The organism is Hydrophilobacter chitinilyticus (assembly GCF_049860745.1).
Classification (GTDB): domain Bacteria; phylum Pseudomonadota; class Gammaproteobacteria; order Burkholderiales; family Burkholderiaceae_C; genus Rhodoferax_B.
The window spans coordinates 641,629-665,342 of record NZ_CP187561.1; the positions used below are offsets into that span (position 1 = coordinate 641,629).

Sequence of the window (23,714 nt, forward strand, 5' to 3'; positions counted from 1 at the left end):
TCAAGCTATGCATGCTGAAGCAGCGTTGACCGATCTCATCGTGGCCCGGCCCGAGGGGCTGTACTGCCCGCCGGGCGACTTCTACATCGACCCCTGGCGGCCGATAGACCGGGCCGTGATCACACACGCCCACAGCGACCACGCGCGCTGGGGCAGTGCCCATTACCTGGCGCAAGACGACAGCGCACCCATCCTGCGCCGCCGGCTGGGCGGAGACATCACCCTGCAGACACTGGCCTACGGCGAGGTGATTGAGCACCACGGCGTGCGGCTCTCGCTGCACCCTGCGGGCCACGTGCTCGGCTCATCGCAAGTGCGGCTGGAGCATGGCGGCCGGGTGTGGGTCGCATCCGGCGATTACAAGCTGGAGAACGACGGCACCTGCGCCCCGTTTGAGCCAGTCCGCTGCGACACCTTCATCACCGAATCCACGTTCGGCCTGCCCATCTACCGCTGGCCCACGCAGCCTGAGTTGTTTGACGAGATCAACACCTGGTGGCGGCAGAACGCCGAGGCAGGGCACGCGTCGGTGCTGTACGCCTATGCGCTCGGCAAGGCGCAGCGTTTGTTGCATGGCGTGGACGCGTCGATTGGGCCCATCGTGGCGCATGGCGCGGTGGAGCCGATCAACGCCATCTACCGTGCGGCGGGTGTGGCGCTGCCGCCTACGGTGCATGCGTCTGATCCGTCGCTCGACAAGGCCGCGCTCGCGCGTTCGCTGGTGATTGCCCCGCCGTCGGCCGGGCGTACCACCTGGCTGAAACGCTTCGGTGCGAATCCGTCAGACGCCTTTGCCAGCGGCTGGATGAAGCTGCGCGGCACACGCCGCCGCCGTGGGGTGGATCGGGGCTTTGTGGTGTCTGACCACGCCGATTGGCCTGGCCTGCAATCGGCCATTCTGGCCACCGGTGCCGAGCGGGTGTTTGTCACCCACGGCAGCGTGGCGGTGATGGTGCGCTGGCTGACCGAGCAGGGGCTGCAGGCGCAGGGCTTCACTACCGAATACGGCGACCAAGATGACGCGGACGATGTGGAGAAACCGGTGGAAACACCATCAACTGATCCTGAATGAAAGCCTTCGCCGACCTCTACCGCGCGCTGGACGCCTCGACCGCCAGCCTCGCCAAACAAGCCGCACTGCAGCGTTACCTGCGCGCGGCGCCCTCGCGCGACGCGGCCTGGGCGGTGTATTTTCTGGCCGGCGGCAAGCCGCGCCAACTGGTGCCCACACGTTTGCTGCGCGAGCAGGCGCGTCTGGCGGCGGGGTTGCCCGAGTGGCTGTTCGACGAGAGCTACGAAGCTGTGGGCGATTTGGCCGAGACCATTTCGCTGCTGCTGCCCGATCCCGACGAAACGCTTGAACTCCCTTTGGCCGACTGGATGGAGCAGCACCTCCTACCCTTGCGTGGGCAGCCGCCCGAGGCGTTGGCGCAGATCCTCCAAAACCAGTGGCGCACGCTCGCCGTGGCGCAGCGGCTGGTTTACTTCAAGCTGATCACCGGCGCGTTTCGCGTTGGCGTTTCCCGGCTGCAGGTCACACAGGCCCTGGCGGCGGTGAGCGGTGTGGATGCCAAGGTGATTGCGCAACGGTTGATGGGCTACACCCACATCGGCGCGCGGCCCTCCGCCGAAGATTACGACGCACTGGTTGCTCCCGACGATGCAGCCAACACCGGCACCGGCTCACGTGGCGGCCAGCCGTATCCCTTCTTTTTGGCGCACCCGTTCAACCTGCCGCTGGCGCAGTTTGAATCCACGCTGGGCCCCCCCGATGGCTGGCTGGTCGAATGGAAGTGGGACGGCATCCGCGCCCAACTGGTGAAGCGCGACGGGCAGGTGTGGATCTGGTCGCGCGGCGAAGAGTTGGTGAGCGACCGTTTCCCCGAGCTGCAAGCCATGGGCGCGGGCCTGCCGGATGGCACCGTGCTCGACGGCGAAATCCTCATCTGGCGCGAGGGCCGCGCGCAGCCCTTCGCCGAACTGCAGCAGCGCATTGGCCGTAAAGCCTTAAGCCCCAAGCTGCTGCGTGAACTGCCCGTGGTGTTGTGTGTCTACGACCTGCTGGAAGAGGGCGGCGAGGATTTGCGTTCACTGCCGCAACACGAACGGCGCACGCGGCTGGAGCAACTGGTCGCGGCATTCCCGCATCCACAGTTGGAACTGAGCCCGCTGGTGCAAGGCCGCGACTGGGCCGATCTGGCGCAACAACGCGAGCAAGCGCGGGCGCTGGGTGTCGAGGGCATGATGCTCAAGCGGCTGGACGCGCATTACGGCGTGGGCCGCACCAAAGACGTGGGCGTGTGGTGGAAGTGGAAGATCGACCCGCTCTCGGTCGATGCCGTGTTGATCTACGCGCAACGCGGCCACGGCCGCCGCGCCAGCCTCTACAGCGACTACACCTTTGCCGTGTGGAACGGCGCGCAGGACGACCCGGCGCGGCAACTGGTGCCCTTCGCCAAGGCCTATTCGGGCCTGACCGACGAGGAGATTCGCGCCGTGGACGCGGTGATCCGCAAGACAACGGTAGAGACCTTCGGCCCGGTGCGCAGCGTCACCCCCACCATGGTGTTCGAGCTGGGCTTCGAGGGTATTGCGAAGAGCAGCCGGCACAAGAGCGGCATCGCGGTGCGCTTCCCGCGCATGCTGCGCCGCCGCGAAGACAAACCCGTGGAAGAGGCCGACACACTGGCCACCTTGCAAGCGCTGCTGCAAGGAGCCGACTAGTGGCGACGCGCAAGACGGCTCGCGAAATCGATGCCACCGACACCGCCGAACCGGCGATCGATGCATGGATTGCCACGCGAGGCTGGAACCCTTTCCCGTTTCAACGCCGCGTGTGGGCCGAGATGGCCAAGGGCCGCAGCGGCCTGCTGCACTCCAGCACAGGTAGCGGCAAAACGTTGGCGGTGTGGTTGGGCGCGCTGGGCGCCCTGCGTGAGAAGGTGACACCAGGGGGCCTGAAAGCCAAGTCACCCCCGCTCACGGTGCTGTGGATCACCCCCATGCGCGCGCTGGCGGCCGACACCCTGCGCGCGCTCGAAGACCCGATGCATGCGTTGTGCCCCAGTTGGGCGGCCGGCGTGCGCAGCGGCGACACTACATCGGCCCAACGCGCCGCGCAAGACAAGCGCCTGCCCACGGTGCTGGTCACCACGCCCGAGAGCCTGACCTTGCTGATGTCCCGCGCCGATGCGCGCGAGTTGCTCGGCCATGTGCGTGTCGCAGTGGTCGACGAATGGCATGAGTTGATGGGCAACAAGCGTGGCGTGCAAACACAACTGGCGTTGGCCCGGCTGCGTGGCTTCCAGCCCAAGCTGATGACCTGGGGCTTGTCGGCCACGCTGGGCAATCTGGATGAAGCGCTGCGCACCTTGCTTGCCACTGCGCCAATGCCGAAGAGCCGTGCGCCCGTGATGGTGCAGGGCGAGACCGACAAAACGCTGCTTATCGACACGCTGCTGCCCGCCACGGCCGAGCGCTTCGCCTGGGCCGGCCACATGGGCCTGCGCATGCTGCCGCAAGTGGTGCAGGCCATTGAAGAGAGCGCCAGTTGCCTGGTGTTCACCAACATGCGCTCGCAAGCCGAGCGCTGGTACCGCGCGCTGCTAGAGGCGCGGCCCGATTGGGCGGGCGTGCTGGCGCTGCACCACGGCTCGCTCGACCGCGAGGTGCGCGAGTGGGTCGAGCTGGGGCTGAAAGAGGGCCGTGTGAAAGCGGCGGTGTGCACCTCCAGCCTGGACTTGGGCGTGGACTTTCTGCCGGTCGACCGCGTGCTGCAAATCGGCTCTGCCAAGGGCGTGGCGCGCTTGGTGCAACGCGCGGGCCGCTCGGGCCACGCACCGGGGCGGCCCTCGCGGATCACGCTGGTGCCCACACACAGCTTGGAGTTGGTGGAGGCGGCCGCCGCACGCGAAGCGGTGCGCACCGGCCAGATTGAGGCGCGCCACAGCCCGCGTGCGCCGCTGGACGTGATGGTGCAACACCTGGTGACCGTCGCGCTGGGTGGCGGCTTTCGGCCGGACGAACTGTTGGCCGAGGTGCGCAGCACGGTGGCCTATGCGGACATGAGCGACGCGCACTGGCAATGGTGCCTGGACTTCGTGCGCCAGGGCGGGCCATCGCTCGCGGCCTACCCCGATTACCACCGCGTGGTGCCCGATGAAAACGGCGTGTGGCGCGTGCCCGATGCGCGCCTCGCGCGGCGCCACCGCGTCAACATCGGCACCATCGTCAGCGACGCTTCCATCAGCGTGCAATACCTGGGCGGCGGCAGATTGGGTTCGGTGGAGGAAAGCTTCATCGCGCGCCTCAAGCCTGGTGACGCGTTCATGTTCAGCGGCCGGCTGTTGGAGCTGGTGCGCGTAGAGCAGATGACGGCGCTGGTGCGCCGCGCCACGGCCGGGCGCGCAGCACTGCCGCGTTGGAACGGCGGGCGCATGCCGTTGTCGAGCACGCTGGCTGATGCGGTGCTGCGCGAGTTGCAGGCGGCCGACGAGGGCCGATTCGACAGCCCCGAGATGCAGTGTGTGCAGCCGTTGATCGACATCCAGCGAGCCTGGTCTGGTGTGCCCACGCCCAGCATGCTGGTGGCCGAAACGCTGAAGTCCCGTGAAGGCTGGCATCTGTTCCTGTACCCGTTCGCGGGGCGGCAGGTGCATCTGGGCTTGGCCGGTTTGATCGCGTGGCGTGCCGCACAGCCCGAGACCGGCACCTTCTCCATCGCGCTGAACGACTACGGCATTGAACTGCTGAGCGCGAAGGAGATCGATTGGGCCGAGCGCCTGCCCGCGCTGCTGGCGCTGCCGCCACCCGCGCAACTGCTGGCCGAGGTGCTGGGCAGCCTGAACGCCACCGAGCTGGCGCGGCGCCGCTTTCGCGAGATTGCGCGTATTGCGGGGCTGATCTTCCAGAGTCATCCGGGCGAGCGCCGCAGCAACCGGCAACTGCAGGCCTCGGCCTCGTTGTTTTTCGAGGTGTTTCAGAAGTACGACCCACACAACCAACTGCTGGCGCAGGCCGAACAGGAATTGCTGACGCAGGAACTCGATGTGCGCCACCTTGCCGCCGCGCTCGAACGCATCCAGGGCCAAACGGTGCGGGTGCACGCGCTGCGCAAGCCCACGCCGCTGGCCTTCCCGCTGATGGTGGAGCGTTTCCGCGAAAAGCTGACCAACGAGTCGCTCGGCGACCGCATCGCGCGCATGGTGTCGGAGCTTGAGCGCACCGCTGGTGGCGATGCCGTGGGCACGGCGCATACACCCGCCGATCGCGTGTTCGCCTCGCGTGCGTCGCCAGAATGGGCGATGGACGCGGCGCTGGCGCTGGAAGCACGCGGTGAGGCCACCGAACCGCGCAGCCCACGCACACGCAAAGACGGGCGCGCGCGGCGATCGCTTGGCGCTGCGCGATGATGGCGGCATGACGGTTTCAGATTCTTCAACACCCAAGGCCTTGGCGGGCGCACTCTCCATCACCCTGGCGGGCGAGCCGGTGGTGCTGTTGCCCGAGCGTGCGTTGTGGTGGCCGCGCGAGGCCACGTTGTTTGTGGCCGATGTGCACCTGGGCAAGGCCGCAAGCTATCGCGCGCTAGGGCAACCCGTGCCCTCAGGTACCACGCGCGACAACCTGGAGCGCCTGAGCACCTTGATCGACAGCTTGGGGGCGCGGCGCCTGGCGGTCCTCGGCGATTTTCTGCACGCGGCGACGGCTCAGCAAGCGCAGGTGATGACACCTGTGCACACCTGGCGTGAGCGGCATGCCACGTTGCACTGCGTGCTGGTGCGCGGCAACCACGACAGCCACGCGGGCGACCCGCCGCCTTCGCTGCGCTTCGACATGGTGGATGAACCATTCCGCATGGGCCCGTTCGCGGCTTGTCACCATCCTCAAACGGTGACGGACGCGGTGGTGCTGGCTGGGCACCTGCATCCCGCCGTGCAACTGCGTGGGCGGGCCCATGACCGCGAGCGCTTACCGTGTTTTTGTGAAGTGCAAGCTGAAGAGGGCGGGCTGCTGATCCTGCCCGCGTTCGGCGCCTTCACCGGCAGCACGCTCGACTTGCCACGCGGCACGCTGCGTTGTTATGCCGTGGGTGGCGGCCGTGTCACGGCGTTGCCTTGAGTCGATGCCGCGCACTCAGCCCGTTTTCTGCGAGGCTTGAGCCGCAGATACCGCCGCTCGCAACGCCAGCGTGTAGCTGTCCACACCAAAGCCGCAGATTTGGCCTTTCACGATTTCAGCGAACACCGATTGGTGGCGGAACGCCTCGCGAGCGTGGATGTTCGACATGTGCAGTTCCACGATGGGCACGGTGAGGATGGCCAGGGCATCGCGTATGCCGTAGCTGTAGTGGGTCCACGCACCGGCGTTGATCAGCACGGCGTCCACACCTTCGTGAAAGCCTTGGTGAATGCGCTCGCACATTTCGCTTTCGCTGTTGGTTTGAAAGGCTTCAATCGAAGCGCCCAGCTCAGCGCCAAGCTTTTGCAACGAGGCGTTGATTTCATCGAGCGTGGTGGTACCGTACTGGGCCGGATCGCGTTTGCCGAACATGTTGTGGTTGATGCCGTGCAGCATGAGTATCTTCATGGTTTGTCCTTGAATGCTTGGGCTTAGACCAGCGGTACGGTGAGCTGGCTGATGACAGCGCGGGTGTCGGGGCGCACGCCGCGCCACCACACAAAAGCTTCGGCCGCCTGTTCGGCCAACATGCCCACACCATCGGCCAGCCGTTGCACGCCGGCGTTTTGCGCCAGGCGCAGAAAGGGCGTGAGACCTTTGCCATAGGCGAGTTCATAGGCCAAACAATTTGCGCCGAAAACGCTGGTGGGTACGGGCGGCAATTCGGCATGCAGGCTGGCCGAGGTGGCGTTGAAGACCACGTCAAACTGTTCCCCGTTAAGGTCGGCGTAGCTTCCACCGCGTACCGTGCCGTGCGCGTGGCCGAGTTCCGCCAACTCTTCGGCTTTGGACACGGTGCGGTTGGCAATGACCAGCAGCGCCGGTTGCTCGGCCAGAAAGGGCAGCAACGCGCCGCGTGCGGCCCCTCCGGCGCCGAGCAGCAATACGCGCTTGCCTTTCAAAGGACATTGCAGGTTGTGCACCACGTCGCGCACCAAACCTACACCGTCGAAGTTTTCTGCCAGCACCCGGTCGCCTTCAAACTTCATGGCGTTGGCGGCACCCGCCAGCGTGGCTGCTGCCGAGCGCTCGGTGGCGTAGGCATAGGCATCGAGCTTGAACGGGGCGGTGATGTTCATGCCGCGCGCACCTTGCGCACGGAACGCATCAACAGCCTGCGCAAACTGGCCCAACTGGCCTTCGATCTTGGTGTAGGCCATGTCCTGGCCGGTTGCAGCGGCGAACATGCCGTGGATCAGTGGCGACTTGCTGAAGCCAATCGGGTTGCCGATGACGGCGTAGGGGTCGGTCATGTGTGTTTTCCTTGCTGCACACGGCTTACTTGGTGAACAACACGCCGTCCCGCTGCATGTCGGCAATGGTGTCGGCCGCAAAGCCCAGGCTCTTGGCGATCTCTGCGTTGTGCTGCCCCAGTTCCGGCGCGACCTGCGTGATGGTGGTGTCAAAGTCAGAGAAGTTGAACGGCAGGTTCGGCAGCTTGATCTTGCCCAGCACCGGGTGGTCTTGCTCCACCACCATGCCGCGCGCCACGATTTGCGGGTCGGCCAGCACTTCGTCGATGCGCTGCACCTTGGCGCTGGGCACGTCGATGCCGTCCAGCGCCGCCAGCACCTGCGCCACGTTCTGCTGCGCCACCCACTGTTTGACCACCGGCAGAATGTCCAGCCGGTGGGCATTGCGCCCGGCGTTGGTGTGAAAGCGTGTGTCGCTGCCAAAGCCTGCGGGGCCGCCTGTGCGCTCGACCAGGGCCGCGAAACGCTTCCACGCATCGTCCACCTGCGCGGCAATCACCAGGTCGCCGTCGCTCGCAGAGAACACGCCGTAGAGCGTGGAGTTCGGCATGTCGTGGCCCGTTTGCACCGGCACTTCTTGCCCGCCGGATAGGGTGTAGCACTGCACGGCGTATTCGTGCATCGACACCAGCGTGTCGTACAGCGAGAGGTCAATGTGTTGGCCCTTGCCCGACTTCACCCGGCCGAGCAACGAGGCCAGCACCGCTGCCACGCCATGGATGCCGGTGTACATGTCGCCGAGCGAAATGCGCAGCAGTGGCGGCGCTTCGCCGGGGTTGCCCACCATCTGCATGATGCCGCTCTTGGCCTCGGCAATCAGGCCGAAGCCCGCGCGGTGTGCGTCTGGCCCGGTGTGGCCGTAGGCCGAAATCGAGCAGTACACCAAGCCCGGGTTGCGCTGCGCAAGCTCCTGGTAGCCCAGGCCTAGTTTGCTCAAGGCGCCGGGGCGGTAGTTTTCGATGAACACGTCGGCGCTGTCGGTGAGCTTTTGCATCAGCTCCCGGCCGCGCGGATCTTTCATGTTCACACACAGGCCTTTCTTGCCCATGTTCTGCTGCAGAAAGTAGCCGCTGTAGCCCTTGACTATGCACGGCGAATCACGGCCCGCATCGCCGGAGCCAGGGCGCTCCACCTTGATGACTTCAGCGCCCATGGCCGCGAGACAGCGACCCAGAAAAGGGCCGGCCAGGAAGTGGCTGTAGTCGATGACGCGAAAGCCTTTGAGGGGCAGGTCTTGGCTCATGCGGGCCTCCGGGGAACCATCAGGCGGTGTTCGCCTTTTTGCACGATTTCGCCGTTCTGGTTGATCAACTCAGACGGCAAAATCACAATGCCCCAGCCCGGGCGGCTCTTGGAGGCGCGCAGCCCGGTGATGCTGAACTTCACGTGCACCACGTCGTTCACCTTGATAGGCAGCACGAAGTCCCAGGTCCAGCCCAGCGACATGCCGGGTAGAAAGCGGTAGTCGCTTTGCGTCTTCAAGCCATCGGCAATCGACAGACCAAACAGGCCGTGCGCGACGATGCAGCCGAAGTGGCTGGCGTTGGCATAAGCCTCGTCTACATGCACGGGGGTGTGGTCACCGGTGAGGTCGGCGTAGGCCAGGATGCGCGCCTTGGTCACGGTGTAGGTGGGGCTGATGCAGACGTCGCCCTCCTTGGCGTCGTCCCAGTATTTTTCAGGGCTCAGTGTCATGGTGTTTCCTTGGGACGCGTTCATGCGCGGGGATTGATCGACAGGGCCTGGGCCACTGTGTGGGGAGCGGCCTGGATGAACTCCACGGCCAGGCCATCGGGCAGGCGCAACCAGTTGCGGCCCTGGGGCATTTCGGTCACCGCAAAGGCCTGCGCTGCCTGAAGCGCGTACTCAAGGTCTTCGCACATCACACCGACGTGACCCAGGCGGCCTTCTGGCGCGTGGTGGTCAGGCTTGGCCATGAACTGCATGCCGCCCAGCGTCCAGTACTGCACCGGGTCTTCCTCCGTGCCCTGCACTTCGCGCAGGGTCATGCCGCACACCTCGTGGAAGAAGCGGATGTGCCAGTGGATGTCTTTGACCCAGATGGCCACATGCTCCACATAGGCGCGCGGCTTGGCTGTGGGAGCGGTGCCGATTTCCGTCAGCCCTCTCTCGCGTCCTTTGATACAGGCCGTCAGCGCGGCGTTCACCGGCGTGGCCACGCCAAGCGCGGCGCCGCGCTCGACCACGGCGCCGTTGATGTAATCGACCTCGGTCACCGAGCCTTTCTCCAGGCTCTGCAGCATCGACGCCTTGAACCCATACGGCAGGCCTCCGTTGGCTTTGGTCCAGGCTTCATGCGGCGCGTGAATGGACAACTGGATGCCGCTGGCCTTGGCCACCGCCATGGCCTCGGCGACCGCCGCCAACGCGCAGGCTTCAACTTCAGGCACCTGGTATAGCGCGCCGTAGGGCAGGCCGGTGATGCCGCTGAGTGCGCCGGTGGCCACGTTGACCAACAGCTTGTCCCAGATGGTGGCGCGGATGTCGCTGCAGACGCTGGTGTTCAGCCCGGCACGGTTAAACAGCTCGGCAATGGCATCGGCGCGGGCCGAGCCGCTGGTGTTGAGTTCACCAATCAGCGTTTCCTTCCCCGTGGTGCCGGCCACCACCACGCCCGGCGCTACCAGCAGGCCACCAACGTAAGTCTTGCCCGCCATCACGCGGCTTGCGCCCACCAGCTCCGACAAGACCTCTTCGTGGCCCAAACCGTTTTGCAGAGAGAGCACCACGCTATGGCTGCCCAGCAGCGACATCGCGCCTTGTATGGCGCTGCGGGTGTCGAAAGACTTGACCAGCACGATGACCAGGTCTATTTCGCCCAGCCCCTCGGCCGTGGTGGCGGCCCGCGGGTGGACCCTGTGTTCGTCAGTGCCTTCACGCAAAAGCAGGCCGTTTTGGTTTATCGCGTCAACCTGCTCCCGCCGGCGGTTGACCAGGGTCACGTCTGCGCCCGCTTTGGCCAACATGCCGCCAATGGCGCAGCCCAGCGAACCCGCGCCCAGTACGCATACTTTCATTTCGTCTCCATGTGCTTCGGCACCTCGCGCCGATGGGGGTCAACGATAGAGACATGGCGTTCTATCGTCCATACAATGAAAGTGATACATCACATTGTTTGAGGCAATAATGGATAAGGGTATGGAACTGCGCCAGAGCGACGCCAACTTCCTCGACGTCAAGCACTTGCGTTTGTTTGACTTGCTGTATTCGACCCACAGCGTCACGCGCTCTGCCGAGCTGCTGGGCCAATCACAACCCACCGTCAGCATCTGGCTGGCCAAGCTGCGCAAGGAGCTGGGCGACCCACTGTTCATTCGCACGGCGGAGGGCATGCAGGCCACGCCGCGCGCGGATGAACTCATCATCCCGGTGCGCTCGGCACTGAACGCGTTGCGCAAGCTCACCTCGCCGGAGCCGGTGTTTGACCCGTCGCAAAGCACGCGCAACTTCCGCATTTGCATGACCGACGCCAGCCACGTCACCCTGCTGCCGCAATTGCTGGCCCATGTGCGGGCGCTGGCGCCGCAGGTCACCTTGGAGGCGGCACGGATCGATGAAACCACCGCCGACGCGCTGCAATCCGGTGAAGCCGATCTGGCGATTGGCTTGGTGCCTTGGTTGGAGTCCGGGTTCTACCAGCAAACGCTTTTCCCGCAGGACTGGGTGTGCCTGGTGAACCCGCAGCACCCGCGCATCGGCAAGACTTTGAGCCGCAAACAGTACGAGGCTGAGGGACACATCGGCATCGTGTCTGGCACCGGCTCGCTATTGCTGGCCGAAGCGCTTGAGCTGGAAAAAGTCTTCAGAAAAGTGGTTTTGAAGCTGCCCGGCTTTCTGGGCCTTGCCACTGTGGTGTCCAGCACCGACCTGGTGGCTACGCTGCCGCGCAACATCGGCGAGGTACTGGCGCAGCTCAACGACTTGAAGGTGTTGCCTTGCCCTATTGCGATCCCGCAGTTCACCGTGAAGCAGCACTGGCATGCCCGCTACCACAACGAGACCGGCAACATCTGGCTGCGGGGGGTATGTGCCAGCCTCTACATGGACCGCAAGGTGCGTAGAGCGATGCCTAGAACCGAGAGTACGCGTAGGGTCGGCTAAAGCGTTTCGGTTCGTCAGGCGCGCGGACCCGACCGCATCGCGTGATGCCCCGCCGTTTAGGTGCCGCGGACCTTGGCCGGAAAACATTCCAGCAGCCAGTCGATGAACACCCGCAAGCGATGGGTCACATGGCGGTTCTGGGGATAAACCACGTGAAACGGGTAGGGCGCAGGCCGCCACTTCTGCAGAATCTCCACCAACTGCCCGTCCTGCAGCGCAGCACTTGCCGCATAGGCAAAGGTTTGCACGATGCCCAGCCCGGCCACGGCAGCGGCCAGGTGTGCATTGCTTTCATTGACGCCTATGCGGTGCTCCACCTTGATCTCGGTCTTCTCTGCTTTGCGCTCAAACCGAAACGCAAGTGCGCGGCCATTTTGCGCCGACACGTAGCTGATCAGCCGGTGCCCGTTCTTCAACTCTTCGGGGTAGGCGGGCGTGCCGTATTGCCGCAAATAGCTCGGCGCGGCGCAGGTCACCATGGCGGCGTGGCCCAGGCTGCGGGCGACGAGTGATGAGTTGTCCAACGGGCCGCCGCGGATCACGCAGTCGACGTTGTCGCCGATCAAATCGACCGAGCGATCCGACACACCCAGGTCAATGCGGATGTCTGGGTAGCGGGCCACGAAATCCGGTAGCAACGGAATCAACACGTCGCGTGCGGTGGAGCCCCCGACGTCGATGCGCAGATGGCCCTTGGGGTTGCCTCGCACCACGTTGAACGACGAATCGATGTCCTCCAGGTCACGCAGGATGCGCGTCACCTTGGCGTAGTAGTCGTGGCCTTCGGGGGTGACGGTGACGCGGCGCGTGGTGCGTTGCAACAGCCGGGCGCCCAGATGCGTCTCCAGCTCTTGCACCCACTTGCTGATGGTGGCATTGGGCATGTCCAGTGAGTCGGCAGCGCGCGTAAAGCTGCCGGCTTCCACAACGCGTGCAAAGGCACGCATGGCCAGGAGTTGATCCATTCGACGGTGTTGGTTAGGGATAAGGAATCTGTTGATTATCCATGCCCATGAATAGTGATTCCATTTTTAGCTATTTTTCTATCAATTGGCAAGACCTACATTCTCTCCATGCCTTGCACAACAGGCCGCAAGAAATGACAAAGGCTCAGTGTGGAAGAAGGCATTTTTAAGTCCCTTTTAGTCCCTCAATCACGTCACGAAATGGAGTTCATCATGGATAAGCAACTGAATGGAAAAATCGCGCTGGTCACCGGCGGCAGCTCTGGTATTGGCTTCGCGGCCGCAGAAGAATTGGTAGCCCAAGGCGCTCGCGTTTTCATCACTGGTCGCCGTCAGGCTGAGCTGGACGCGGCGGTGGCCAAGCTGGGGGCATCGGCCACGGCGTTGCGTGCCGACGCTTCGGTCTTGAGCGACCTGGACGCGGTGTACGCCCAAATCGCCAAGAGCGCGGGCAAGCTCGACATCCTGTTTGCCAACGCCGGTGGCGGTGACATGATGCCGCTGGGCGCCATCACCGAAGAACACTTCGACAGCATCTTCGGCACCAATGTGCGCGGCGTGTTGTTCACCGTGCAAAAGGCTTTGCCGCTGCTCACCAACGGCGCGTCGGTCATCTTGACCTCGTCCACCACGTCGATCCAGGGCACGGCTGCTTTCAGCGTCTACAGTGCCAGCAAGGCGGCCGTGCGCAACTTCGCGCGTTCGTGGGCGCTTGATCTGAAAGACCGTGGCATTCGTGTCAACGCCATCAGCCCTGGCCCCATCCGCACGCCCGGTCTGGGTGGCTTGGTGCCCGATGAAGCGCGCCAAGGCCTCTTCGACTTTCTGGCCGCGCAAGTGCCGCTGGGCCGTTTGGGCGAACCACAAGAAATCGGCAAGGCGGTGGCCTTCCTGGCCTCTGATGCGGCCAGCTTCGTCAACGGCATTGAGCTGTTTGTCGATGGCGGCATGGCGCAGGTCTAACCCGCTTGCCGTGCACGCGTAGGTGGGGCCAGGCGGATCACACGCCGCTTGGCCCCGTTGTTCTCAACCCGTAGAGGATTTCAAACCATGGACACCCCATCTGAAGATCGCGCCATCGCCCAACAACTGATGGACCGCCACTTCGACATCTGGAACGAACGCGACGCGGACGCCCGCCTCGCCCAGTTTGCGGCGGTCTACACCCCCGCGTTTTTTGTAGCCGACTACGCCGCCAAGGCCAGCGGCTACGCAGAGGTCAACCAACTGATCGCGCGCGTGCAATCCGAGCATGCGGGGTTCTCGTTCCGTCCAGAGCCCATCACTTGGAACCACGGATTGGGCCGCGCCACATGGGGCTATGGTCCCGCAGAAAATCCCAATCTGGTGCGCGGAGAAGACATCTTCACGATGGACCAAGGCAAGTTGGCCAGCATGCATGTCTTCCTAGACGGCAAGCCATCCGCTTGAGCCCAACGGTAGATTGCAGCGCATGGGGTTGAAATCAAATGAGGCCTTGGTTTCAGGATTGTTTCGCCGCGAAACACAGCGGAAATAATAGGCAGCAAAAAATACAGCCCAGCCCCGTTGCTGCGGCAAGGGCCTGCGGCGTAGACTGGCAGAAACGAAATGGAGTCCGCTGACGGCCTCGGCGGATGGTGCTATGCCAGAGAACAAGACCTTAGAGTCCTGGGCGTTCCTTTCCACCGCTGCAGCGGGGCCGCGTGAAGTTCGCTACGCGGGGACGACCGTTCTGCTGTCTTTTGTGTTGTTTGCACTGGCCCTGCCTTTTGCCAAAACACCGCTGGCGCGATTCCCGGTTTTTATTCCCATCTATGTGACCGCACTGGTCATCTGTGACTTGGTCACGGCGGTACTGCTCTTCGGGCAGTTTCGTGCCTTGCGCGCGCGGGCCTTGCTGATTTTGGCGGGGGGCTACTTCTTTCTTGCAGCCATCACCACGGCGTATGCCTGCATTTTTCCTGGGATGTTTGCGCCCGAGGGACTGTTTGACCCGGGACCACAAACCTCCTCGGCCATGTTCATGTTTTGGCATGGTGGCTTTCCGTTGGTGGTGGTGGCCTATGCGTTGAGCAAAGGCGAAAGCCCCGACGCCCTGGTGTTGAAGCGACGTCGCTCGCCGAAGGTCAGAGGGCCCGTTATTTGGACGATTGCACTGGTGTTGGTCGTGGTCATCGCATTCACCATGTTCGCCGTGTTGGGCAAGGCTCTGTTGCCAGAGTTTCTCGACCACAACCGCACCACGGATCTCGGCCGTGCCTTTCTGCTGGGCGTGTGGGCGTTGGGTGTGCTGGCGCTGTTGACACTGTTGCTGCGCAAACCGCACTCGGTGCTGGACGTTTGGATGGTGATGGTCATGATGGCCTGGCTGCTGGAGCTGGCATTGGCGGCTCTGCTCAACACCGGGCGTTACGACCTTGGTTGGTACGCCGGGCGCGTCTACGGGTTGCTTGCAGCATGCTTTTTGTTGATGGTGCTGCTCAGCGAAAGCGCGCGGCAATACGAGCGCGTGATCAAGGCCTCCGCGGCGCTGGCGCGAGCCAATGCCTCTTTGCAGCAAATTTCGGTGGAAGACGGTCTGACCGGCATTGCCAACCGGCGCGGTTTTGACCAATACCTGGGGCATCAGGCGGCGGTGGCTGTGCGTTACCAGCGTCCGTTGGCGCTGGTCATGATCGATGTGGACCACTTCAAAACCTATAACGACACCTATGGCCACATGGCTGGAGATGAAGCCTTGAAGCGTGTGGCGGCCGTGCTGCAGTCGTGCTGCCAGCGTTCGGCCGATGTGGCCGCGCGTTATGGCGGTGAGGAGTTTGCCCTGGTGCTGCCGGACACTGATCCACAAGGCGCCATACACATTGCACAGACTGCGCTGGATGCCGTGGCGCAACTGCAGATTCCGCATACCGCCTGCCCCGTGGGCTCACATCTCACCATCAGCATGGGTGTGGCCATGCTGATGCCCGGTAGCACCATGCGGCCTGGGCATTTGATTGCTGCCGCAGATGATGCCTTGTACCGCGCGAAGAGCGCGGGGCGCAACCGGGTGGTATGTGATCCCGCGTGAAGTGTCCAAGGTGTGGCTTGCGTCCCGCGCATAATCCGCAGAGTTTTGAAACGTACCCTTCCGACATCCACACCCTGTTGATATGCGATTACTGCTGGTAGAAGACGAAGCCGAAATGGCCGCCTGGCTGGTGCGGGCCTTCAAGCAAAGTGGCTATGTGCCAGACCACGCGCCAGACGCAGCCACCGCCGAGTCGCTGCTGGCGGGTAACAACTACGACGCCGTGGTGCTCGACCTGCGCCTACCTGACAAACACGGCCTGTCGCTGCTGGCAGAACTGCGCAAAGCCGGCAACCGCACGCCGGTGCTGGTGCTCACGGCCCAAGGCTCTTTACAGGACCGGGTGAAGGGCTTGAATGGTGGTGCCGACGATTTCTTGACCAAACCGTTCGCCATCGAAGAACTGGAAGCGCGCCTGACCGCGCTGGTGCGGCGCAGCCGGGGCAACCCCCAAACGGTGCTGCAATGCGGCTCGTTGTCTTGCGCCAGTGACAGCCGTGCCTTCACACTCGCTGGTAACTTGCTGCAGCTCACGCCACGCGAGAGTGCCGCCTTGTCGGTGCTGCTGGCCCGCAGCGGTACGCCGGTCGAGAAGTCGCTGTTGTCGGGCAAGGTTTTCCCCGTGGCCAGCAGTGCGGGGCCGGATGCGATCGAACTGGTGCTGCATCGCCTGCGCCGCAAACTGGCCGGTGGCGATGTGCGCATCGTCACCGTGCGTGGCTTGGGCTACATGTTGGAGAGCATTTCGGACGACACGCCCGTATGAAAATCTTGCGCACGGACCCGGACCGATTCGGCATCCGCGCGCGCCTGCTCACGCTGCTGCTGCCAGGCATTCTGGGCTTGCTGATTCTCGACAGCTGGAACGACTACCGTGCCCTGCGCCACCTGGTGCAAGACGCGTACGACCAGTCCATGCTGGAGTCGGCCACTGCCTTGCGCAACAGCGTGCGGGCGGCGCCGGGCGGGGAGCTGAAAGTCGATGCGCCTTTTGTCACGGCAGCCATTCAGGAAACGCAGGCCGCAACCGACCAGGCCAACCCGCTGCACAAGTTCTGGCATGTGGGGGTGACGTCCCGCAATGCAGCGTCTACAGAGATCACGCTGCTCGGAGAAACCGATTTACCTGCGCCGCCGTTGCCGCCTGCCTCCGCACCAACGGTGGGGCCCGCGTCTTCCCTTTGGTACGACAGTTACTACCGTGGCCAATCGGTGCGGGTGGTGGCGCTGCAAAGCCAGGTGGTGGATGGGCGGGGGCGGCCTTTCGAGCTGCTGGTGCAGGTGGTGGAAAGCACCGGTCCGCGCGACCGTGCACAAGCCGCCTCGTCCGAGCAGGCCTTGCTGCGCGACACCCGCATGGTGCTGGTGGTGATTTTGCTGGTGTGGCTGGGCGTGACGTGGTCTCTGCACCCGTTGGAAAAGCTGCGCAAGTCGGTGCTGGAGGCCAAGGACCATGAGCTGAAACCGCTGGACACCAGCGGCGTGCCGCACGAAGTGGCGCCGCTGGTGGCGGCCATCAATCTGCACGTGGCGCGTTACCGCGATTTGCTGGACCAGCAGTCGCAGTTTCTGGCCGATGCCTCGCACCAGTTGCGCACTCCCTTGGCGATCATGCTCACACAAGCGGGTGTGGCGCTGCGCGAAAAAGACCCGGCGAAGGTGCAGCAGACCTTGCGCGCCATCGTCACGCAGATTGCGCGTAGCCGGCGCCTGTGTGAACAGTTGCTGTCGCTGGCCGATGCGCACGACAACACGCAGCCGGTGGATCAACCTGCGGTGGTCGATCTCAACAGCATTGCCAAAGACGTGGTGTTGCAGTACCTGACCCTGGCACACGAGAAGAACCAGGATCTGGGTTGGGTCGATGCGCGCGAGGGGGCCGCAGGTGCTGTGCTGTCGCCCGATGAACCGGCCGTGCCCGTGCTTGCGCGTGGTTTGGAGTTGCATGAAACCCTGGCCAACCTGGTGCACAACGCCATCGTCTACACGCCGCCTGGCGGGCACATCACTGTCTTTGTATGCGCGCAGGAGGGCGCCGCGCTGGCCGAGGTTTGCGACGACGGCCCCGGCATTGCGCAGGCGCTGCGTGAAACCGTGTTTGAGCGCTTTCAGCAAGGCACAACGGACCCTGCGAAATCGTCCAGAACCGGCTCGCGTGGCTCAGGCCTCGGCTTGGCGATTGCACGCGCTTATGCGCGGCGCAATGGAGGCGACATCACCTTGGCCGACGCCTCTGCCGATGCGTCAACCAACGGTTTGCGTGCGATTCTCCGTCTGCCGTTGGCCTCTGCGCCGCCCGGTTGACGCGGTCTCGCGACATCGCGGTAAACACCTATTCAACGGTTAGTGATAACACGTATTTTGAGGCTGGCTGTCTAAAACGAAAGCTGTTTGGAAGCCTCGCTTTCTACTATCCGCTCCAATACTTTTGGAGACCCGGATGGACATGACCCGTTCCACAACAACGCCCCGCGTGGCGCAGCCCAGGAGCTGCCTGCCATGAACTTCAGTAACCGCAACTTCGTCAGAGGCCTGTTCCTCATGGCCATAGCCGTGCTCTTTGGCACGGTGGCCATGAAGTACTCGATCGGCGAACTCAGCCGCTCCGGCCCCGGCATGTTCCCCTTGCTGGTGAGCTGCTTTCTGTTTGTGATTGGCCTGCTGCAGGCTGTACGTGCGCACTTCGTCGCGCCGGTGCCGCTGGACTACAGCGTCAAGAACATTGTGGTGATCTTGGCGAGCCTGGTGGGCTTTGCGCTCATCTCCGAATACATCAACATGATCGTCGCGATCGTCTATCTGGTGTTCTGCTCGACGATTGCCGGTACCTCGTACTCGGTGGCGCGCAACATCAAGATCTCCATCGGTTTGATTGCAGTGGCCTTTGCCTTCAAAGAACTTCTCGGCCTGAGCTTGCCACTCTACTAATCGGTACTGATCATGGAAGTTCTACACAACCTCGCGTTCGGGTTCGAGCATGCGCTCACCCTGCAAAACCTTTTCTACTGCGCCCTCGGGTGCACTGTGGGCACCTTGGTTGGGCTGCTGCCCGGCCTGGGCCCACTGTCGACCATCAGCTTGCTGCTGCCATTGACCTACTCCATCCCTACGGGTGGTGCGCTGATCATGTTGGCCGGCATTTATTACGGTGCGCAATACGGCGACAGCGTGAGCGCCATCACCATGAAGATCCCGCACGCGAGCAGTATCGTGGCGTGTATCGACGGCTACCAGATGACGCTCAAGGGCAAGACCGGTCTAGCCCTGTTCACCGCCGGTATCTCCAGCTTCATTGGTGGCACGGTGGCCATCGTTGTGCTGTCGACCATGGCACCTGCGCTGGGTGAAGTCGGCTTCCTGTTCGGCCCCGCTGACTACTGCGCGCTGATGCTTCTGGGCTTCTTCTGCGTGAGCTTTGTGAGCGCTGGCAGCTTGCTCAACGGCCTGGCCATGGCCATGGTCGGTGTGCTGCTGGGCATGGTGGGCACCGACGTGAACAGCGGCGTGGCGCGCTACACCATGGACCTGCCGTTCCTGATGGACGGCATTGGCCTCATCAGTATCGCGCTGGGTTGTTTTGGTATTGCCGAAGTGGTGAAGAACCTCGACAACAAGAACGTGCTCACACCGTTCAACGGCAAGATCAAACTCATGCCCACCTGGCCCGAGTTCAAGCGCATCATCCCCAGCGCTTTGCGCGGCAGCGTGATCGGCTCCATCCTGGGCATCTTGCCCGGCGGCGGCCCCACCATCGCCCAGTTTGCCGCCTACGCGGCCGACAAGAAGTTCAGCAAATACAAGCACGAAATCGGTACCGGCTGTATCGAAGGTGTGGCGGGTCAAGCGGCTGCCGATGAAGCCGCAGCACGCACCAGCTTCATTCCGCTGATGGCCATTGGCATTCCCGAAAACGCTGTGATGGCGTTGATGATGGCCGCCTTCATCGTGAAGGGCATTCAGCCCGGACCGAACATGATTGCCTCGCACCCTGACTTGTTCTGGGGCTTGGTCGCCAGCATGTGGGTGGGCAACTGCTTCCTGGTGGTGCTGAACGTGCCGCTGGTGCGCTACTGGCTGTCAGTGTTCAAGATCCCTTACACCGTGTTGTTCCCGGCGATTCTGTTCTTCTGCTGCATTGGTACCTTCAGTATCAACAACAGCCTGGACGACATCTTCACCACCTCGGTGTTTGGTTTGATCGGCTACCTGTTCCTGCGCCTGGACATGGAAGCGGCCCCACTGATGTTGGGCTTCATCCTGGGTCCGATGCTCGAAGAGAACTTCCGTCGCACCATGTTGCTCAGCCGTGGCAGCTTCAGCGTGTTCGTCACCCGTCCGATCAGCGGCACCCTGCTGGGCGTGATTGCCTTGGTGATCGTGTGGCAAACCGCGTTGTTCTTCATGAAGATGCGCAAGGGCACACCTGCTGCGGTGGAAGAGGCCGCAGTCGTCCCCGGCTAAGGTTCTCTTTATTTGGCGGGGCTGCGCAGCGAACTCAGGTACGCGTGCAGGGCCCGCACATCGGTCTCGCTCATGGCGCCCAACGACTCGAATGGCATCACTTTGACTGCCGAGCCGTCTGGGCGCTTTCCCGTTTTGAAGAGCTTGAGCAGCGCATCCGCATCGGGGTAGCGGAGCAAAGCTGAGTCGGCTCCAGGCGCCAGCCTGGAGGCCGGTGGCCAATCGGGTGGGCCGCCGGGCACGCGGCCACCGGCCAACTGCGGGCCGTGGCAACCCAAGCACATGTTGGCCACGTACTGGCCATGCGCCAAAGTATCGCCCTGCGGCAAGGGCGTTTGCGGCGGCAGGCTATGGTCGATCTTCGCTGCCGCGTCTTGAATCATCCCAAACCCATACAGCACCCGCACCGGCAGCGGAAGCTGCACCAAACCCGTCAGGCCCTGGTCGCTCGCGGGCATGTGGCGCAGCCAGGCCACCAAGGCGGCCAGGTCTTCGTTGGTCAAACGGTTGTAGTCTTCGCTGGGCATGATGAGCAGCGGCCGCCCCTGAGGCTGCACGCCGTGGCGGATGCTGCGCACCCAGTCTTCAGGGCGGTAGCTGGCGGTCACACTCCCGGCACCGGGGCTGATGTGTGGGCCTACGATTTTCATGCCGTTGGGGTTGTCGAGAAACACCCGGCCCTTGCCGTCGGCCCCATGGCAATCCACACAGCCGCGCGAGGCGTAGAGATAACGCCCGCGCTCGATGGCGGCGGGTTCATCACTCAACGCAACCGCCTGCACATTCACGTCGATGTGACGCTGCATCTTGCGCTGTGCCAGCTCAAGCCCCAGCCAGACCGCGCCGGCCGCCAGCGGCACCAAGACCAATAGCGCGAGGCCTATGCGCTTGAGCCATTTTCCCGTGCCCGGGCTCATGCGGCGCTCCGCGTGGTGACGTCGAGATCACGTGCCAGAAAGGAAAGCAACATCGCAGCACTCCTTCAATTTGATAAATCAACGAAGTTGATTCGCAAACGTAAGAGCCAGTCTGCGGCCTATTTTTGAATAGACCACAGACTGGCTCCAGAAGTGAATGCTGCGATGAAGCCCGGCGTCTTGTCAATCGCCAGGCGCATGACGCCGGTTTTTACTCGGGCAGCAAACCGATCTCGCCAGCGAACTGGCCCAGGCGTTTGTGCTCTTCTTGCAGGAACGTGTCGAAGTCTTTGGGTGAACCGCCGGGCGCGGGAATCGGGCCGATGCCGAGAATCTTCTCCGCAACGGTGGGGTTGGCCAGCAGCTTGTTGATCTCGGCATTCAAGCGTGCGATCACAGGCTGCGGTGTGCCAGCGGGGGCCACCATTGCCATCCAGCCCGTCATCTCCAGGCCGGGCAGGGTCTCCGACACCGTGGGCACTTGCTCCCAGCCGGGCACACGTTTGGCGGTGGTCACGGCCAGCACCCGCAGGCGCCCCTGCTTGGCGAGTTGCGCGGTCGAGGCCAAATCGGCCACCACGGCTTGGGCATGACCGCCCATGATGTCTTGCAGCGCCACACCCACCGAGCTGTAGGCCACCAAGTTGGCTTGGGCCTTGGTGCGGGCATTGATGACGCGGGCGATCATGCCGCCAAAGGTGCGCGGGCCTTCGTTGGCCAGTGAGAGTTTGCCGGGATCTTGTTTGCTGCGCGCTATCAAGTCTTGTAGCGAGGTGATGGGCGAGTCGGCGCGCACCAGCACAGCAAAGGGGCTGTTGGCCACAAAGGCCACGGGCACAAAGTCTTTCAGCGGGTCGTAGGGCAGGGTCTTGAACAGGTAGCTGTTGGTCACCAGCGCGGCGGTGGTGGCGAAGTACAAGGTGTAGCCGTCGCCCGGCGAGCGAGCGGCCGTTTGTGCGCCGATGACGTTTTGGCCGCCCGGCTTGTTGTCGATGACCATGGCCTGGCCCAGTGTTTGCGCCAAGCCGTCACCCAGTACACGCGCAATGTTGTCGGGGCCTGAGCCGGCCGGTTGCGACAACACGATCTTGATGGGTTTGCTGGGCCAGGTGTCTTGTGCAGCGGCAAAGCCGGTGCGCAAGAGCGAGGCGGCACCCAGGGCGCCTGCGGCTAAGTTGAAGGTTCTTCTTTGCATGTTTGTCTCCGTTATAAAAATCATCAGCCAGTCAAAGTTTCGGTGAATGCCTTCAGCATTGCCTCTAGCTCTTGGGCCGTGGTCGCTACGCCGTAGACGTAACGGTCCGGTCGCACCAGTGCAGCTATACCCCCGTGCCGCTGGAACCAAGCCGCCACCACGCCTTCGGTTTCTTGCAGCGGCTGGCCCATGTGCAGCGTGGTCACGCCTGGCACTGTGGGCGCCGGGCCGTCAAAACCGCTGCTCAAGACCAGCCACCAGCCGTTGCCGGCCAGCGCGTCCAGGCGCACCGGGCTGGTGTCTTGCGCGATCCACGGTTGCGGAAAGATGCTGCCATTGGCTGCGTGGGCGATGGGCGACAACAAGCCAGTCTCCAAGCCTGGCAACACATCCTGGCGTGGCATGTCGCGCACCACGCCGCCGCATTCGGCCAGCATGCGTGCATCGCGTTCGCGCGCCTTGGCGGTGTCGCGTTCACCAATCACCGCGCCAATGTTCTTGATGCGGCTGGTGAGTTGGCGTACGTGTTGTTTGCGTTCTGCGCTGTAGGTGTCGAGCAGGGCTTCGCCCGCTGCGCCTTGCACTTCGCCCTTCAGCACGGCGGCCAGTTTCCAACTGAGGCTGGCCACGTCGCGCACGCCTTGGCACATGCCTTGGCCCAGGAAGGGCGGCTGCTGGTGTGCCGCGTCGCCCGCCAAAAACACGCGGCCCTTGCGCCATTGCGCGGCCACCAAGGCATGGAAGCGGTAGCTGGCCTGGCGCCAGAGTTCGCCGTCTTCGGGCGTGAGCCAGCGCGAGAGCAGCTTCCAGGTCTCGGCCGCCTCGGTCACCTGGCGTGGGTCTTCGCCGGGCTTGAGCGAGATCTCCCAACGCCGGTGGTTGCCGGGGCCAATCACCAGGGTGCAGGGGCGGTCGGGCTCGCAGTACTGCATGCTGGTGGTGGGCAGTTTGGCCAATCCCTTCTCGTTGGCCAACACGTCGATCACCAGCCAGGGTTCGTCAAATTCCAGGTCTTCCAGCGTCAAGCCGACCATGTCGCGCAGCGTGCTCGAGGCACCATCACACGCCACCACGTAGCGCGCACGTACGCTGTCTTCAACGCCTTGGTCGTCGCGTACCTGCAGCGTGGCGCCGGTGTCGTCCTGCTGCAGGCCCACGACTTCGGTGCCCAGGGCCACGTGGGTGTTGGCGGCACTTTGCACGTGTTCGCGCAGCACGGCTTCCACCGGCGGCTGGCTGAACACATTGGACGGTGTGTAGCCCAGCGGATAGGGCGGGGCCACCATGGTCAGGCGTTTGATGAGCTGGCCGTCGACGCCGTAGTACTCCGATGGCGTGAAGGGCTCGACAAACGGCGCCACTTGCTCCACCACGCCGAGCTGCTGAAACACGCGCAGCACTTCGTGGTCGATGGCGATGGCGCGGGGCTTGTCGTACACGTGGCGCAGGCGGTCACACACGTACACGCTCAGTCCCATGCCAGCCAGCAGCCCGGCGGCAACCGCACCCGATGGGCCGAAGCCGACCACCGCGACGTCGTAAACGTCGCGTTTTGCTAGGGATGCCATA

General features: G+C 63.6%; 21 protein-coding genes and 1 pseudogene. 12 read left to right on the top strand and 10 right to left on the bottom strand.

Annotated features, from left to right (window positions below; all coding sequences use genetic code 11):
* Positions 1-7 precede the first annotated feature (7 nt).
* From ACPWMG_RS03110 to pdeM, 4 genes are read left to right on the top strand one after another with little or no spacing between them, the layout of a single operon-like run.
* Positions 8-1,072: a ligase-associated DNA damage response exonuclease gene (locus ACPWMG_RS03110; RefSeq protein ID WP_483303207.1), complete on the top strand. Its 1,065-nt coding sequence runs from the start codon at positions 8-10 to the stop codon at positions 1,070-1,072.
* Positions 1,069-2,724: an ATP-dependent DNA ligase gene (locus tag ACPWMG_RS03115; protein WP_483303208.1), complete on the top strand. Its 1,656-nt coding sequence runs from the start codon at positions 1,069-1,071 to the stop codon at positions 2,722-2,724. The genes ACPWMG_RS03110 and ACPWMG_RS03115 overlap by 4 nt, the downstream gene beginning before the upstream one ends.
* Positions 2,724-5,411, top strand: a complete 2,688-nt coding sequence (locus ACPWMG_RS03120; protein WP_483303209.1) for a ligase-associated DNA damage response DEXH box helicase — start codon at positions 2,724-2,726, stop codon at positions 5,409-5,411. Before ACPWMG_RS03115 ends, ACPWMG_RS03120 begins: the two co-directional genes overlap by 1 nt.
* Before the next feature lie 7 nt (positions 5,412-5,418).
* Positions 5,419-6,120 carry a ligase-associated DNA damage response endonuclease PdeM gene (gene pdeM, locus ACPWMG_RS03125; RefSeq protein WP_483303210.1) on the top strand — a complete coding sequence of 234 codons (702 nt, stop codon included), beginning with the start codon at positions 5,419-5,421 and terminating at the stop codon, positions 6,118-6,120.
* 15 nt (positions 6,121-6,135) lie between these two features.
* On the opposite strand, the gene aroQ is transcribed toward pdeM, so the two are convergent.
* From aroQ to ACPWMG_RS03155, 6 genes and pseudogenes are all read right to left on the bottom strand, one after another.
* Positions 6,136-6,588, bottom strand: coding sequence for a type II 3-dehydroquinate dehydratase (gene aroQ / locus ACPWMG_RS03130; protein WP_483303211.1), 453 nt, complete (start codon positions 6,586-6,588; stop codon positions 6,136-6,138).
* A gap of 23 nt (positions 6,589-6,611) precedes the next feature.
* Positions 6,612-7,433 carry a shikimate dehydrogenase gene (aroE, locus tag ACPWMG_RS03135; protein ID WP_483303212.1) on the bottom strand — a complete coding sequence of 274 codons (822 nt, stop codon included), beginning with the start codon at positions 7,431-7,433 and terminating at the stop codon, positions 6,612-6,614.
* A gap of 25 nt (positions 7,434-7,458) precedes the next feature.
* On the bottom strand, positions 7,459-8,676 hold the full coding sequence (locus ACPWMG_RS03140; RefSeq protein WP_483303213.1) for a CaiB/BaiF CoA transferase family protein: 1,218 nt from the start codon (positions 8,674-8,676) through the stop codon (positions 7,459-7,461).
* Positions 8,673-9,128, bottom strand: a complete 456-nt coding sequence (locus ACPWMG_RS03145) for a MaoC family dehydratase (RefSeq protein WP_483303214.1) — start codon at positions 9,126-9,128, stop codon at positions 8,673-8,675. The genes ACPWMG_RS03140 and ACPWMG_RS03145 overlap by 4 nt, the downstream gene beginning before the upstream one ends.
* Before the next feature lie 20 nt (positions 9,129-9,148).
* On the bottom strand, positions 9,149-9,547 hold the full coding sequence (locus ACPWMG_RS03150) for a VOC family protein (RefSeq protein ID WP_483305166.1): 399 nt from the start codon (positions 9,545-9,547) through the stop codon (positions 9,149-9,151).
* 72 nt (positions 9,548-9,619) lie between these two features.
* Positions 9,620-10,471: pseudogene (locus ACPWMG_RS03155) on the bottom strand (ketopantoate reductase family protein); the annotation flags it as partial.
* A 121-nt stretch (positions 10,472-10,592) separates the two neighbouring features.
* Between ACPWMG_RS03155 and ACPWMG_RS03160 the strand changes: the two are divergent.
* The gene (locus tag ACPWMG_RS03160) at positions 10,593-11,555 is read left to right on the top strand and encodes a LysR family transcriptional regulator (RefSeq protein ID WP_483303215.1); all 963 of its coding nucleotides are present in this window, start codon (positions 10,593-10,595) and stop codon (positions 11,553-11,555) included.
* Between the two features lie 56 nt (positions 11,556-11,611).
* Here the strand turns inward: ACPWMG_RS03160 and ACPWMG_RS03165 are convergent, their stop codons facing one another.
* Positions 11,612-12,520 carry a LysR family transcriptional regulator gene (locus ACPWMG_RS03165; protein WP_483303216.1) on the bottom strand — a complete coding sequence of 303 codons (909 nt, stop codon included), beginning with the start codon at positions 12,518-12,520 and terminating at the stop codon, positions 11,612-11,614.
* A gap of 213 nt (positions 12,521-12,733) precedes the next feature.
* Here ACPWMG_RS03165 and ACPWMG_RS03170 point away from each other — a divergent pair, with 213 nt between their 5' ends.
* From ACPWMG_RS03170 to ACPWMG_RS03200, 7 genes are all read left to right on the top strand, one after another.
* Positions 12,734-13,483, top strand: coding sequence for an SDR family NAD(P)-dependent oxidoreductase (locus tag ACPWMG_RS03170; protein WP_483303217.1), 750 nt, complete (start codon positions 12,734-12,736; stop codon positions 13,481-13,483).
* Between the two features lie 87 nt (positions 13,484-13,570).
* The gene (locus ACPWMG_RS03175) at positions 13,571-13,951 is read left to right on the top strand and encodes a nuclear transport factor 2-like protein (protein ID WP_483303218.1); all 381 of its coding nucleotides are present in this window, start codon (positions 13,571-13,573) and stop codon (positions 13,949-13,951) included.
* Positions 13,952-14,144: 193 nt separating this feature from the next.
* Positions 14,145-15,572: a GGDEF domain-containing protein gene (locus ACPWMG_RS03180; RefSeq protein WP_483303219.1), complete on the top strand. Its 1,428-nt coding sequence runs from the start codon at positions 14,145-14,147 to the stop codon at positions 15,570-15,572.
* 82 nt (positions 15,573-15,654) lie between these two features.
* On the top strand, positions 15,655-16,338 hold the full coding sequence (locus ACPWMG_RS03185) for a response regulator (protein WP_483303220.1): 684 nt from the start codon (positions 15,655-15,657) through the stop codon (positions 16,336-16,338).
* A complete protein-coding gene (locus ACPWMG_RS03190) occupies positions 16,335-17,876 on the top strand; it encodes an ATP-binding protein (protein ID WP_483303221.1) in 1,542 nt (513 codons plus the stop codon). The genes ACPWMG_RS03185 and ACPWMG_RS03190 overlap by 4 nt, the downstream gene beginning before the upstream one ends.
* A gap of 195 nt (positions 17,877-18,071) precedes the next feature.
* Positions 18,072-18,500: a tripartite tricarboxylate transporter TctB family protein gene (locus ACPWMG_RS03195; RefSeq protein WP_483303222.1), complete on the top strand. Its 429-nt coding sequence runs from the start codon at positions 18,072-18,074 to the stop codon at positions 18,498-18,500.
* 12 nt (positions 18,501-18,512) lie between these two features.
* A complete protein-coding gene (locus ACPWMG_RS03200) occupies positions 18,513-20,033 on the top strand; it encodes a tripartite tricarboxylate transporter permease (protein WP_483303223.1) in 1,521 nt (506 codons plus the stop codon).
* A gap of 8 nt (positions 20,034-20,041) precedes the next feature.
* Here ACPWMG_RS03200 and ACPWMG_RS03205 read toward each other — a convergent pair whose 3' ends face one another.
* The 3 genes from ACPWMG_RS03205 to ACPWMG_RS03215 form a co-directional block, all read right to left on the bottom strand.
* The gene (locus ACPWMG_RS03205) at positions 20,042-20,950 is read right to left on the bottom strand and encodes a c-type cytochrome (protein ID WP_483303224.1); all 909 of its coding nucleotides are present in this window, start codon (positions 20,948-20,950) and stop codon (positions 20,042-20,044) included.
* Between the two features lie 211 nt (positions 20,951-21,161).
* Complete coding sequence (locus tag ACPWMG_RS03210; RefSeq protein WP_483303225.1) at positions 21,162-22,145, bottom strand: Bug family tripartite tricarboxylate transporter substrate binding protein; 984 nt, start codon at positions 22,143-22,145, stop codon at positions 21,162-21,164.
* 23 nt (positions 22,146-22,168) lie between these two features.
* A complete protein-coding gene (locus tag ACPWMG_RS03215) occupies positions 22,169-23,713 on the bottom strand; it encodes a bifunctional 3-(3-hydroxy-phenyl)propionate/3-hydroxycinnamic acid hydroxylase (RefSeq protein WP_483303226.1) in 1,545 nt (514 codons plus the stop codon).
* Between the last annotated feature and the right edge of the window lies 1 nt (position 23,714).

Excerpts from the sequence above, each read along its gene's own strand:
- ACPWMG_RS03110 (WP_483303207.1), top strand. The coding sequence starts at position 8 with ATGCATGCTGAAGCAGCGTTGACCGATCTCATCGTGGCCCGGCCCGAG.
- ACPWMG_RS03115 (WP_483303208.1), top strand. The coding sequence starts at position 1,069 with ATGAAAGCCTTCGCCGACCTCTACCGCGCGCTGGACGCCTCGACCGCC.
- pdeM (WP_483303210.1), top strand. The coding sequence starts at position 5,419 with ATGACGGTTTCAGATTCTTCAACACCCAAGGCCTTGGCGGGCGCACTC.
- aroQ (WP_483303211.1), bottom strand. The coding sequence starts at position 6,588 with ATGAAGATACTCATGCTGCACGGCATCAACCACAACATGTTCGGCAAA.
- aroE (WP_483303212.1), bottom strand. The coding sequence starts at position 7,433 with ATGACCGACCCCTACGCCGTCATCGGCAACCCGATTGGCTTCAGCAAG.
- ACPWMG_RS03140 (WP_483303213.1), bottom strand. The coding sequence starts at position 8,676 with ATGAGCCAAGACCTGCCCCTCAAAGGCTTTCGCGTCATCGACTACAGC.
- ACPWMG_RS03145 (WP_483303214.1), bottom strand. The coding sequence starts at position 9,128 with ATGACACTGAGCCCTGAAAAATACTGGGACGACGCCAAGGAGGGCGAC.
- ACPWMG_RS03160 (WP_483303215.1), top strand. The coding sequence starts at position 10,593 with ATGGAACTGCGCCAGAGCGACGCCAACTTCCTCGACGTCAAGCACTTG.
- ACPWMG_RS03165 (WP_483303216.1), bottom strand. The coding sequence starts at position 12,520 with ATGGATCAACTCCTGGCCATGCGTGCCTTTGCACGCGTTGTGGAAGCC.
- ACPWMG_RS03170 (WP_483303217.1), top strand. The coding sequence starts at position 12,734 with ATGGATAAGCAACTGAATGGAAAAATCGCGCTGGTCACCGGCGGCAGC.
- ACPWMG_RS03175 (WP_483303218.1), top strand. The coding sequence starts at position 13,571 with ATGGACACCCCATCTGAAGATCGCGCCATCGCCCAACAACTGATGGAC.
- ACPWMG_RS03180 (WP_483303219.1), top strand. The coding sequence starts at position 14,145 with ATGCCAGAGAACAAGACCTTAGAGTCCTGGGCGTTCCTTTCCACCGCT.
- ACPWMG_RS03185 (WP_483303220.1), top strand. The coding sequence starts at position 15,655 with ATGCGATTACTGCTGGTAGAAGACGAAGCCGAAATGGCCGCCTGGCTG.
- ACPWMG_RS03190 (WP_483303221.1), top strand. The coding sequence starts at position 16,335 with ATGAAAATCTTGCGCACGGACCCGGACCGATTCGGCATCCGCGCGCGC.
- ACPWMG_RS03195 (WP_483303222.1), top strand. The coding sequence starts at position 18,072 with ATGAACTTCAGTAACCGCAACTTCGTCAGAGGCCTGTTCCTCATGGCC.
- ACPWMG_RS03200 (WP_483303223.1), top strand. The coding sequence starts at position 18,513 with ATGGAAGTTCTACACAACCTCGCGTTCGGGTTCGAGCATGCGCTCACC.
- ACPWMG_RS03205 (WP_483303224.1), bottom strand. The coding sequence starts at position 20,950 with ATGAGCCCGGGCACGGGAAAATGGCTCAAGCGCATAGGCCTCGCGCTA.
- ACPWMG_RS03210 (WP_483303225.1), bottom strand. The coding sequence starts at position 22,145 with ATGCAAAGAAGAACCTTCAACTTAGCCGCAGGCGCCCTGGGTGCCGCC.
- ACPWMG_RS03215 (WP_483303226.1), bottom strand. The coding sequence starts at position 23,713 with ATGGCATCCCTAGCAAAACGCGACGTTTACGACGTCGCGGTGGTCGGC.